Genomic DNA, 254 nt, shown 5'->3' on the forward strand with positions numbered 1-254 from the left:
GGCCGCACTCGAATGGATTCCCGCCGCAGCCCACCCGATGGACGTGATGCGCACGGGCGTGTCCGTATTGGGCACCGTGCTGCCCGAAAAAGACGATCACAACCTGCCGGGCGCGCGCGATATCGCCGACAAGCTGATGGCCTCGCTCGGCTCGATGCTGCTGTACTGGTATCACTACTCGCACAACGGCAAGCGGATCGAAGTCGAAACCGACGACGATTCGATCGGTGGCCACTTCCTGCATCTGCTGCATG

At 62.2% G+C, this 254-nt stretch carries 1 protein-coding gene; it reads left to right on the forward strand.

The features are described from left to right. Positions 1 to 254 (forward strand): citrate/2-methylcitrate synthase (locus tag SB725_RS32525; RefSeq protein ID WP_410923617.1); only part of this gene is annotated, 254 nt, incomplete at both ends.

The sequence above is a fragment of the Pseudomonas sp. SIMBA_041 genome, assembly GCF_046535095.1.
GTDB classification, from domain to species: Bacteria; Pseudomonadota; Gammaproteobacteria; order Pseudomonadales; family Pseudomonadaceae; genus Aquipseudomonas; species Aquipseudomonas mucoides.